This window comes from Acidocella aquatica (assembly GCF_030160635.1).
GTDB classification, from domain to species: Bacteria; Pseudomonadota; Alphaproteobacteria; order Acetobacterales; family Acetobacteraceae; genus Acidocella; species Acidocella aquatica.
In genome coordinates, this window is record NZ_BSOS01000103.1 from 1 (window position 1) to 11,543 (window position 11,543).

General features: G+C 59.4%; 9 protein-coding genes and 1 pseudogene. 3 read left to right on the forward strand and 7 right to left on the reverse strand.

Annotated features, from left to right (window positions below):
* Nucleotides 1-88: 88 nt before the first annotated feature.
* Nucleotides 89-208 (forward strand): annotated as a pseudogene (locus tag QQJ84_RS18880) (IS481 family transposase); the annotation flags it as partial.
* A gap of 48 nt (nucleotides 209-256) precedes the next feature.
* On the opposite strand, the gene QQJ84_RS18885 reads toward QQJ84_RS18880, so the two are convergent.
* The 7 genes from QQJ84_RS18885 to QQJ84_RS18915 all read right to left on the reverse strand — a co-directional run bounded on the left by QQJ84_RS18885 (nucleotide 257) and on the right by QQJ84_RS18915 (nucleotide 9,161).
* Nucleotides 257-1,237 (reverse strand): NAD(P)H-dependent flavin oxidoreductase, encoded by a 981-nt coding sequence (locus QQJ84_RS18885; protein WP_284259885.1) that lies wholly within the window; start codon nucleotides 1,235-1,237, stop codon nucleotides 257-259.
* Nucleotides 1,238-1,240: 3 nt separating this feature from the next.
* Nucleotides 1,241-1,990 (reverse strand): enoyl-CoA hydratase, encoded by a 750-nt coding sequence (locus QQJ84_RS18890; protein WP_284259886.1) that lies wholly within the window; start codon nucleotides 1,988-1,990, stop codon nucleotides 1,241-1,243.
* 63 nt (nucleotides 1,991-2,053) lie between these two features.
* Nucleotides 2,054-3,835 (reverse strand): acyl-CoA dehydrogenase C-terminal domain-containing protein, encoded by a 1,782-nt coding sequence (locus QQJ84_RS18895; protein WP_284259887.1) that lies wholly within the window; start codon nucleotides 3,833-3,835, stop codon nucleotides 2,054-2,056.
* A 12-nt stretch (nucleotides 3,836-3,847) separates the two neighbouring features.
* The gene (locus QQJ84_RS18900; RefSeq protein WP_284259888.1) at nucleotides 3,848-6,136 is read right to left on the reverse strand and encodes a 3-hydroxyacyl-CoA dehydrogenase/enoyl-CoA hydratase family protein; all 2,289 of its coding nucleotides are present in this window, start codon (nucleotides 6,134-6,136) and stop codon (nucleotides 3,848-3,850) included.
* Nucleotides 6,136-7,272 (reverse strand): thiolase family protein, encoded by a 1,137-nt coding sequence (locus QQJ84_RS18905; RefSeq protein ID WP_284259889.1) that lies wholly within the window; start codon nucleotides 7,270-7,272, stop codon nucleotides 6,136-6,138. Before QQJ84_RS18905 ends, QQJ84_RS18900 begins: the two co-directional genes overlap by 1 nt.
* Nucleotides 7,269-7,739 carry a MerR family transcriptional regulator gene (locus QQJ84_RS18910; protein ID WP_284259890.1) on the reverse strand — a complete coding sequence of 157 codons (471 nt, stop codon included), beginning with the start codon at nucleotides 7,737-7,739 and terminating at the stop codon, nucleotides 7,269-7,271. Before QQJ84_RS18910 ends, QQJ84_RS18905 begins: the two co-directional genes overlap by 4 nt.
* 99 nt (nucleotides 7,740-7,838) lie before the next feature.
* Nucleotides 7,839-9,161 carry an OmpP1/FadL family transporter gene (locus QQJ84_RS18915; RefSeq protein ID WP_284259891.1) on the reverse strand — a complete coding sequence of 441 codons (1,323 nt, stop codon included), beginning with the start codon at nucleotides 9,159-9,161 and terminating at the stop codon, nucleotides 7,839-7,841.
* Between the two features lie 118 nt (nucleotides 9,162-9,279).
* Here QQJ84_RS18915 and QQJ84_RS18920 point away from each other — a divergent pair, with 118 nt between their 5' ends.
* Both QQJ84_RS18920 and QQJ84_RS18925 read left to right on the forward strand, forming a co-directional pair.
* The gene (locus QQJ84_RS18920; RefSeq protein ID WP_284259892.1) at nucleotides 9,280-9,762 is read left to right on the forward strand and encodes a DUF2147 domain-containing protein; all 483 of its coding nucleotides are present in this window, start codon (nucleotides 9,280-9,282) and stop codon (nucleotides 9,760-9,762) included.
* Between the two features lie 2 nt (nucleotides 9,763-9,764).
* On the forward strand, nucleotides 9,765-11,432 hold the full coding sequence (locus QQJ84_RS18925) for a long-chain-fatty-acid--CoA ligase (protein WP_284259893.1): 1,668 nt from the start codon (nucleotides 9,765-9,767) through the stop codon (nucleotides 11,430-11,432).
* Nucleotides 11,433-11,543 lie beyond the last annotated feature (111 nt).

Genomic DNA, 11,543 nt, shown 5'->3' on the forward strand with positions numbered 1-11,543 from the left:
TGTGCGGTTGTGCAGGGATGGCCAAAGAAATCAAACCAAAACAGCTTCGTGAATAATAGCGGCTAGCCGCCTACGTGAAGGCACCGGCCGGAGGCTCAAGACCCTCAAAGGTCTCACGCCCTATGAATTCATCGTCAAAACCTGGACAAACGAGCCAGAACGATTCATCCTAAACCCGCTCCAGAAAATGCCGGGACTAAACACCTAATAATGTCGAATTCCTAATTGGAATTACTATATGATGCAGCTGCGAGAATTATGATGTGTGGGGGGGCTGAGCAAGCCATGACCTTGCAGCGCGATATTCCTCCTGCAGGCGGGCGATAAGGGTTTGTGCCGGTTGCACATTATGAATTGCGCCGATGCCCTGGCCAGCTCCCCAGATATCACGCCAGGCTTTTGCATTGCCGGCTTGGGATGCGGGAGACGGCTCAGAAAAATCAAGCTTGCGCGGGTCTGATTCGGGGATGCTGGCGGGGTCTAGACCCGCGGCAATGAGCGAAGCGCGTAGGTAGTTGCCGTGTATTCCGGTGAAATAATTGGTGTAGATGATATCCTCGGCGCCAGCCTGCACGATGGCATTTTTATAGGCGTGCGATGCGTTGGCTTCTTCAGTGGCGATAAAGGCCGAGCCGATATAGGCAAAATCAGCCCCCAGCACGCGCGCTGCGGCGATGCCCCGCCCTGTTGCGATGGCCCCAGACAAGGCCAGCGGGCCTTGAAACCAGCTGCGGATTTCTTCAACCAGCGCGAAGGGGGAGAGACGTCCGGCGTGTCCGCCGGCACCGGCGGCAACTGCGATTAAGCCGTCAGCCCCTTTATCGATGGCTTTTTTGGCGTGCTCCAGCGTGATGATGTCGTGCATGACCAGGCCGCCCCAGCCATGGATTGTTTGGTTGACGGCGAGTTGCGCGCCCAGTGAGGTGATGACCAGCGGCACCCGGTAGCGCGCAAGGACGGCTAGATCAGACTCCAGGCGCGCGTTGCTGCGGTGGACGATCAGATTAACCGCAAAGGGCGCGCTGGGCGCCTGGGGGTGCTCGGCATCATAGGCGGCAAGTTCGCGCGTGATGCGCTCAAGCCAGACTTCAAGCTGATCGGCCGGGCGCGCGTTGAGCGAGGGAAAAGAGCCGATAATGCCCGCTTTGCATTGCGCGATGACCAGCTCGGGGGTGGAGACAATGAACATCGGCGCGCCGATGACCGGCAGGCGCAGGCGGTTCCACAGATCAGACAATGTTCAGGCTCCTTGCGGCTCGAAGAAAGACAAAATGGCAGCCTTGGCTTCGCTTGTTTCAAGCTGGGCGGCAAAAGCGGTGAATTCAGATTGCATCCGCGCGCCTGTATCGCAACCTTGCCCTAATTTCAGCAGGCGCTTGGTGGCGAGCAGTGCGGATTGTGATTTACCGGCGATGGTTTTGCAGATTTCATTGACGCTTGCAGCGAATATGCTGGGCTCGATCACACGGTTGATAAGCCCAAGTTCATAGCCACGCTGCGCAGAGAAGGGCTCGCCCAGCAGCAGCAGTTCACTGGCGCGCAAATGGCCGATCGCCCGGGGAAGCAGCAGGGAGCTGGCGGCTTCAGGCACCAGCCCCAGGTGGATGAAGGGCAGTTGCAGGCGTGAGGCGGGGGTTGCCAGCACCAGATCGCAATGCAGCAATAATGTGGTGCCGATGCCAATGGCGAGGCCATCAACCGCTGCGATGACGATTTTGGGGCATTGGGAGAGCGCGCTCAGAAAGCGGGGCGCGGGATCGTTAGCGCACAATGAGGGGCTGGCCAGGAAATCAGCTAAATCATTGCCGGCGGTGAAGCAGCCATCACCTCCGCGCAGCAGAACCAGGGAAATTTCAGGATCATGCGCCGCGTGCTCGAAGGCATCCGCGAGCGCATGATACATGGCTTGATCCAGCGCGTTCTTTTTTTCCGGCCTGTTCAGGGTGACGCGAAGAATGGCGCCATCAGCAACCGTTTCAATGCGCGACATGACAAATCCAGGCTGAAAAAAGCAAAGGTGGCCGACTGGTTGCGCCCGTATGGGAGAGGGGCATCAGAAAGCCTCCTCCTCCAGCGCCATCAACGAGGCCTTACCGGATTTTATGGTAAGAAACAGAGCCCCGGCCTGGGGCAGAATACGTTCAATAAAAAAGCGCGCGATGGCAAGCTTGGCTTTGTAGAAATCATCATCAGGGCCGGGCTGTAGCAGGTTTTCAGATGCGATTTTGGCGCTGCGTACCCACATGAAACCCAGCGCCACCAGTCCGAACAGGCGCAGATAATCAGTAGCGGCGGCGCCGGCTTCTTCGGCATCCTTCGCGGCTTTTTCAGCGATGAAGCCGGTGGCGAGTTGGAGAGCGCCGAAGGCGCGGGCAAAGCCCTGGACCAGCTTGCCAATTGCGGGATCGTTCTGGTTGGTCTCAATGAAAGCAGCCACCGGGTGGAAGAAGCGGCGCAGGTTGCGCCCCATGTTGGCGGGCAGCTTGCGGCCCACCAGATCAAGCGCCTGGATGCCGTTGGTGCCTTCATAGATCATGGCGATGCGGGCGTCGCGCACGAGCTGTTCCATGCCATGGTCGCGGATATAGCCGTGACCGCCATAAGTTTGCACAGCCAGATTGGCGCTCTCAAAACCCATATCTGTGAACAGGGCTTTGACCACCGGGGTGAGAACCGAGATGAATTCTTCCGCCTCTTCTTTTTCCTGCGGTTTTTGGCTGCGCTCAGCTACATCCATAACCCCCGCGACCCAGCCGCCCAGAGCACGGCAGCCCTCGTTATAGGCGCGCATGGTCATTAAATTACGGCGGATGTCTGGATGGACGATGATGGGGTCGGCGGGTTTGTCTGGATATTTGGCCCCCGCCAGGGAGCGGCCTTGCAGGCGGTCTTTGGCATAGGCGACAGCCCCTTGATAGGCGGCCTCGCCGATGCCCAGGCCCTGGGTGCCGACTGAGAGGCGTTCAGAGTTCATCATGACAAACATCGCCTGCATGCCCTTGTGCGGGGCGCCTACGAGCCAGCCGGTTGAATCGTCGAAGTTCATCTGACAGGTGGCGGAGGCTTTGATGCCCATTTTATGCTCGATGGCGGCACAGGAGACGCCGTTGCGCCCACCGGGGGTGCCTGTTTCATCAGGTAGAAGTTTTGGCACCAGGAAGAGGGAGATGCCTTTCACCCCCGCGGGGGCATCAGGCAGGCGGGCCAGCACCAGGTGGATGATGTTCTGCGCCATGTCGTGCTCACCGGCGGAGATGAAAATTTTTGAGCCGGTGAGCTTGTAGCTGCCATCATCCTGCGGCACCGCCTTGGTGCGCAGCAGGCCCAGATCGGTGCCGCAATGCGGCTCGGTGAGGCACATGGTGCCAGACCATTCACCCGAGACGAGCTTGGGCAGATAAAAATCCTTCAGCGCCTCCGCGCCATGGCTTTTGAGAGCCAGATAGGCGCCGTGGGAAAGCCCGGGGTAGAGGCCAAAAGAGATGTTGCAGGCGCAGATCATCTCCTCCACCAGCTTTGCCACGGTTTCAGGCAGGCCCTGGCCGCCGTATTGCGGGTGGGCGTTGAGCGCGCCCCAGCCGGCCTCATTAAAGGCCTTGAAAGCCGCCTTGAAACCGCTCGGGGTGCGCACGACGCCGTTTTCAAAATGACAGCCTTCCTCATCGCCGGGGGCGTTAAGGGGCAGGAGTATCTCGGCGCAGAATTTTCCCGCTTCTTCCAGGACCGTGTCCAGCAGTTCGGGCGTGAATTCCTCTGTGCCGGGCAAGGGCTTGGCGGGGTGAAGCTCGTGCAGCACAAAGCGCATGTCCCGCAGCGGGGCTTGGTAGGTTTGCATGGCTTGGTCTCCTTAATTGCGAAGTGGCTTGCCGGTGGTGAGCATCGTTTCGATGCGTGCCAGCGTACCGTCCTTGCGGATAAGTCGTGCGAAGGCGGCACGTTCGAGGCTGAGTATGTCGGCTTCGCTCGGCCGGTCGATGATGTCGGCCTCGCCACCGGAGAGAACCGTGGCGAGTTCGCCGGCCACGACTTCGTCATAAGCCGTGGCGACGCCTTTCTTGCGGAAGTCCCTCACCGCCATGGCAAAGCCCACACGGCCTTCCTCACCGGGAAGCTGGTAGGTGGGCGGCTCGGGCGGGGCGTGAGCCTCCACCAGGGCCAGAACTTTTGCCTTGGCATCGGCCAGCAGGCGGTAACGGTTCATCGTAATGCCATCGGTTTCGCGCAGAAAAAGAAGTTCTTTGGCGTTGGCTGCGGATTTGCTAACCGTTGCGGTGCTGAGCAGCTCAAACACCTTGGCCGCCGCTGGCATGGGGCCGCGCGGCATGGCCTTGGCCGCGGCGTAGCGCGCGAGCAGCTCAGAGCAGCCGCCCCAGGCAGGGACCAGCCCCACGCCGCATTCCACGAGGCCGATATAAGCCTCGGCATGTGCCTGGATGGCGGTGCTGTGCAGCAAAATCTCGCAGCCGCCTCCCAGCGCCATGCCAAAAGGGGCCGCAACGCTGGGGAAAGATGCGTATTTCAATTTTTTGAAAATCGTCTGGCCCGAGGCTATGAGTTTTTCGATTTCGCTCCAGGCCGCGATGTTGGCGGCGAAGAGGGCAAGGCCGAGATTGGCGCCGACCGAGAAATGCTGTCCCTCGTTATAGATAACCAGTGCTTTATGGTTTTGCGGCACCAACTCGATAGTTTGGGCGAGGAGTTCAAGATTTTGCTGGTCCCAGCTGTTGCTCTTTGAGGTAAGCTCGAAGCAGAGTACGCCATCGCCAATATCCCACACGGCGGCGGATGCGTTTTTAAGCAGCGGCTTGGTGGCGAGCTTAATATCCTCCAGCATCAGCACGCCCGGCGGGCGGGGGAGCGGGTGATAGGTAGCATCTGTGCCAAGATATGTGCGTGTGGCTCCCTCCAGCCGGTAGAAGCTTTTGCCCGCAGCCGCGGCGAGCAGCGCGGGGACGGCAAAGCCATCCGCCGCGAGTTTTTCAGCCAGCCAATCAGCGCCGAGCTTGTCGATCAGCTCGAAGGGGCCGAATTTCCAGTTATAGCCAAGTCGCATGGCTTCATCGATGGCGTGCACATCATCAGCAGCGGCGGGCACCAGAGAGGCGGCGTAAGCGAGGGTTTGGCCAATAACGCGCCAAGCGTAACGAGACTGCGTCAGCAGCTTGCGTAAATCGCGTTCATTGGGCGCGGCGGATTTTTGCACGGGATGATAGTCGCCGGTGACGAGGTTGATGGCTTCGCGGCCTTTGGCGCCCTTGCGGTAGAAGCCGCCTTTTCCCTTGCGCCCGGTGTAGCCCTCGGCGATCATTTTGGTGATCAGCGCAAGGTCACGGTTGGAGGCGTGGAAGGCATCGCCGGGGGGGAGCGCGCCTGCGAGGCTGGCGTTGATATGGGGCATCAGGTCAAGCCCGACCAGATCAATCAGCCCGAAGATGCCGGTTTTGGGAATGCCGAAGGGCCGGCCCATGAGGGCATCGGATTCTTCCACGCTCAGAGCTGCATCCAGAGCCTCGACCACGCCGGTTTGCAGCCAGAACACGCCCAGGCGGTTGGCGATGAAACCGGGGGAATCCTTGGCCTTCACCACGCTTTTGCCAAGCCTGAGATCAGAGAAATCGGCAATCTTGCTGGCCAGATCGGCATCAGTTGTTGTGGACGTGACCAGCTCCAGAAGCCGCATATAACGCGGCGGGTTGAAGAAATGCGTGACCATAAAATCGCGCTGGAAGCTCTCGGGCATGCCCTCAATGAGTTTGGCGAGCGGGATGGTGGAGGTGTTGGAGGACACCGCCGTACCGGGGCGGCGCACTGCGTCAATCTTGCGGTAGAGGGCCTGCTTAAGTTCCAGCCGTTCGATAATCGCCTCCACCACCCAATCGCAGGTAGCGAGCTGGGGCAGGTCATCCTCGATGTTACCAGGCGTGACGAGCCTGGCGGCATGTTTGGACATGAATGGCGCTGGGTCAGTTTTGAGCATTTTGGCGATGGCGCCTTCGGCCAGGGCGTTACGGCTGGCGGCACCATTGGGCACAATATCAAGCAGCAGCACCGGCACGCCCGCATTGGCAAATTGCGCGGCGATGGCCGCCCCCATGGTTCCAGCGCCGATGACAGCGGCCTTGTGGATGCTCTGCATTACACGCGCTCCAGAATGGTAGCGATGCCCTGGCCGCCGCCGATGCATTGCGTGGCCAGCGCGTAGCGCCCGCCTGTGCGCACCAGCAATGAAGCGGCCTTGCCGGTAATGCGAGCCCCGGTGGCGCCCAGCGGATGGCCAAGCGCGATGGCCCCGCCATCAATATTCACCTTGGCTGGGTCCAACCCCAGATCGTGGATGCAGGCCAGCGATTGGGAGGCAAACGCCTCGTTCAACTCCACTATATCAATATCAGAAATGGATAGCCCGGCGCGCGCCAGGGCTTTTAGGGTGGCGGCGACAGGGCCGATGCCCATGATTTCAGGCGCACAGCCCGCCGTGGCGGTGGCGCGGATGCGCGCCAGCGGCGTAAGGCCATGGCGGGAGGCATAATCTTCAGAACAGACCAGCACCGCGGCCGCGCCATCGGTGAGCGGCGAGGCGGTGCCCGCTGTCACGGAGCCGTTGGCGTTGAAGGCGGGCTTGAGCCCGGCCAGGGTTTCAGCCGATGTTTCCGGGCGGGGGCAGCCATCCTGCGTCACCTTTCCCGATTTAGTGGTGATGGGGACAATCTCGTCCGTGAATTTTCCGTACCGAATCGCGGCGGCGGTGCGGCGCTGGCTTTCTAGTGCGAAAGCTTCCTGCGCGATGCGCGCGATGTTCCATTGCGCCGCCACATTCTCGGCGGTGTCGCCCATGCCAATGTAAGCGGCGGGCATTTTGGCATAAAGTGCTGGGTTGGGCAGTGGGTTGTAGCCCATCATCGGCACGCGGCTCATGCTTTCAACACCCGCGGCGATGAACGCCTCGCCAGCACCTGTGGCGATGTGCCCGGCGGCGATATGGATGGCCTGCATGGAGGAGCCGCAGAAATGATTGACCGTGTAACCGCCAACCGATTGCGGCAGGCCGGCATGAAGCGCCACGAGGCGCGCGAGGTTCAGCCCTTGTTCGCCCTCAGGGAAGGCGCAGCCAAGAATGACGGCTTCAAGATCGGACGGGGTGATGCCGCTGCGGGCAACCAGGGCGGCGATGAGTTCGGCGGCGATATCGTCTGGGCGGGTGCGGGCCAGAGCCCCCTTGGTGGCGAGGGTGAAGGGGGAACGGGCATAGCCCGCGATAACGGCATGAGTCATGGTGATCTCCCGATCGGTTTGGCGGCGGCGTTTTTCGTTCGGCCGGTATTGGATTTGGTGTTCGGTGCCGGGGCGGATGGAGCCCCCGTTGCTTTCAGCGAGTCTTCGCATTGCAATTCGAGGTTGCGGAGTTCGGTCATGGTCTGTTCCAGGGCGTTGCGTTGCTCCTCCAACTTGCGAATACGGTTTTGCACAGCCTTCAACAGCGCGCTGGTTTGCTGCCCATGGGCGGGGTCGATATCGTAAAGCTCAAGATATTCCTTGATCTCCTTGATGGAAAAGCCGAGCCGCTTGCCGCGCAGGATGATGATCATGCGCGCCCGGTCCCGCTGGGAATAGACGCGCGTATTGCCCGCGCGGCGGGGAGAAAGCAGCCCCTGCGCCTCGTAGAAATGTAGGGTGCGCACAGTGATCCCTAACTCGGCGCTCAGTTGCGTGACGGTATAAAGCGGATCGCGTTGCGACATGAAAACTCCTGCATGATCGGTTACTCTGAGTAGCTATTAAATCATATCATTAACCTTTGCATGTCGAAAAACGGCCTGATTATTGATGAATGCTGTGGATCAGAACTTCATGCTTACACCTGCGGTGAAGGAATTATCCGACGCGTTGTAATTGCCAACGAGCGCGCCGCTCGTTGCGGAGGCTCTGGAATTAACACTGCCGCCTGGGGTGAATACGTGCCCATAGGCGAGCTGGATAGTTGCCGCCGGGGTAACCCTATATTGCACGCCGGCGCCCAGATCGTAATGGTTGGCATCTGGCACACGTGAAGTCCGGTTGGAATTCGTAACGGGCGATTGGTCATAGGCAAAACCTGCCTGCAGCATGATTCGGTCTGTAAGCTGATAATTGGTGGCAACGCCCGCAAACCAGGTGTCGTGCCAGTTCTCGTTGATGACGCTGCCAGGGCTGCCATTTTTGGGGGTGATGTTCAGGCTGTTGAACAAGGCCCAATGCGTCCATTGCAGGCTCGCCATTAGGGCCCAGGCTGGAGAAATCTGATGATAAACACTAACACCTAGTGAATCAGGCAGAGTGACCGATGTGGTGGCGCCGCTGTTGCCTGCGGCCAGCGCTGCGACGGTGTTGGGGCTGTAGACGCTGTAGATTGCCGGAACGGCAATGCTCTGCGTGCCGGAGATGTTATTGCGAATACGCGAATGATAATCTACGCCGATGCGCGTCTGGTTATCAAAGCTGTAGAGCACGCCAATATTGTAGCCAATGCCTATATCATTGCCATGGACATCGGCAACAGGGTCTTGCCCGGTCAGCGCGCTGAGCGTTGGTATGTTGAGCGCCTGGGTTAGGCGGGCATCAAAATATTCGAAGACAGGCCCACCGCCGACGGAAATATGGTCGTTCACCTTATATGAAAGGGAGGCGCCCAGATCAACGGCGGTGATGTTGGAGACAAGGCTTTGATAGCGGCCGACGAAATCGCCCGGATATGAAGTGCGCTCGCCATAAGGATTTGTGAGGCTAACGCCCAGACGCCAGTCTGGCGCCAGGCTGAACACGCCAAAGAGCGACCCTGAGGCTGCCGGCGCAACGGCGTTGCCGCCCTGGACACCGCCCACAGTACCGCCCGTGAGCGGATTGGTGTTGTATCCAGAGAAGGAGGCTGAGGGGGAGATGAAGCTGATATCACTCTCAACCTCATTGCGATCGAGCAGCGCCATGCCGGCGGGGTTGGTCCAGGCTGTGCTGGCATCGTAAGCCTTGGCCTCGCTGCCGACGAAAGCGTTGCCAAGCCAGTCGGCCGAGCCTTCGCGCAGCCCAAAGCCGGAGGCGTGGGCGTTTTGGACGAAAGCGAGCGCCCCCAAGGTCGCGCAAGCGGTCGCCGCCAATAAGGTTGCTTTGCGGCAAGTGGTGTTTTTCATGGTCCTGGCCTCCTTTTGATTTTATGTGTCGCGGCCGGGTTACCCGGACTGAGCTTTTCTGTTGAATAGAGTTGTTACATGACGTAATGTGTAGGTACAATACTAAAAAGGGACGGAAATGCAAGAAGTCGTTTTCAATCGTCGTATAAAAATTATGGTCGCCGCCATGGGGTTTGTTTTGGCCGCCGGGGCGGCAATGGCGCAGCCCGGCCCGCAGGGGTGGTGGATGGATCAGAGCGGCAAGGCAGGGATTTTGATTGCAGCTTGCGGGGGGGATTTATGCGGCAGGATCGAGTGGCTGAAAGCGCCCCTGGATTCATTGGGCAAGCCCAAGACCGATGTGCATAATCACAGCGTCTCTTTGCAGAGCAGGCCGGTTTGTGGATTGCAGATTTTGGGCAATTTCAGCCCGGCCACAGCGGGCGGTTGGAAGGAAGGGTGGATCTATGATCCCGAGAGCGGCAAAACCTATAAATCCGTTATGCACCTTGCCCTCGACGGCACTTTACGGGTGCGCGGCTATGTCGGCATTCCGCTGTTTGGCCGCTCCGAGGTATGGACACGCCCCGGTGCGCAGTTAACCCCCTGCGCGGGAGGTTAACAATGAATACGCAACAATTTGGCGGGACCATCCCTTGTTCACCGGTGCATGAGCTTCTGGCCAATGCGGTGGCACGCTATCCAGGTGTCTCGGCGCTGGATTTTATGGGCAAGTGCACAAGCTATGCCGAGTTGGGCCGGCTGGTGGAGCGCGCGGCCGCAGGGTTCCAGCGCATGGGGGTGCAGAAAGGCACCCGCGTGGCCTTGTGCCTGCCCAATACGCCTTATTATGTGATAAGCTATTATGCAATTTTGCGCGCGGGCGGTGTGGTGGTGAACCTCAGCCCGCTTTATGTGGAGCGCGAGCTGCGACATTTTTTGAAAGATAGCAGCGCGCGCATTGCCGTGACGCTCGACCTCGCCGAGCTCTACGGAAAATTCGCGCCGATTGTGGCGGATGGTTCTCTGGACCATCTGGTTGTCGGGTCTATGCTCGGCATACTACCCCCGCTGAAGCGTTGCGGATTCTGGTTGACCCGCCGCAAGACCCTCGCGACAATTCCCGCTGATAGTAGGCATGTTGCATTCAACACGCTGGTGAGGTCAGGCGATGCTCCCCGTGCCGTGCCGTGCGATGTGGCGCGCGATCTGGCGGTCCTACAGTATACAGGCGGGACAACCGGTATCCCCAAGGCGGCGATGCTAAGCCATGCCAATGTCTCGGCCAATAGTGAGCAACTGCGCCGGCGCCTGCCGGAGATTGCACCGGGTAGCGGCATGCTCACGCTTGTACCCTTGTTTCATGTGTTCGCGATGACTGTGGCGCTCAATCTCTCCGTGCTGCTAGGCCTTAAAATCATCCTGCTGCCACGTTACGACAAAGAACTGCTGCGCAAGACCCTCAAACGCACGCGGCCGCTATTTTTCCCCGGTGTGCCGACGATTTACGCCAGTATCAACGAAGCCGCTGCCAAGGAAACATGGGAACTCTCCTCCATTCGTTATTGTGTTTCTGGCGCGGCGCCGCTGCCGGAGGCGATCCGCAGGCAGTTTGAGGCAATTTCCAACTGCCATCTGGTGGAGGGGTACGGGCTTTCGGAAGCCTCGCCGGTGGTGGCCTGCAACCCTTTTGGTGCCGTGCGGGCCGGCTCCATCGGTCTTGCGGTGGAGGACACCATTGTCGAGATACGCGCGCTGGACAATCCGCATCGCATCGCGACGCCGGGCGAACACGGTGAAGTGTGCGTGCGGGGGCCGCAGGTGATGTTGGGGTACTTGAACCGCCCGGATGAGACGGAAAAAGTATTCATTGATGGCGCGTTGCGGACCGGAGATGTCGGCTACAAGGACCAGGATGGTTATATTTTTCTGGTTGACCGTATTAAGGACATGATCATCTCCGGCGGCTACAATGTCTATCCGCGCATGGTGGAGGAAGCGCTCTATAAACACCCCGCCGTGTCCGAGGCGGTGGTCATCGGCATTGCGGATGCACGGCGCGGGCAAGTGCCTAAAGCCTATGTGAAGCTGCGCGAGGGCGCCACCACGACAGAAGAAGCCTTGCAGACTTTCCTGGCCGATTATCTTTCTCCCGTGGAACGGCCAAAGACAATAGAGTTTCGAGACACTCTGCCCAAAACAGTTGTCGGCAAACTTGAGCGTAAAGGGCTGGTGGCGGAACATCAAGAAGGCGTGCAGACGGCCAGCGGCCTGAGCCTTGAACGCAAGTAAGGCGAAACGGCGGATCGATGGGTTATGTGTAACCAATGCGCGGAGCTTTCTTTTACCCATAACTTTTGGTGAAAACTGGCTATTGCGCGGCTCGAATCCCGTGTGATTCTG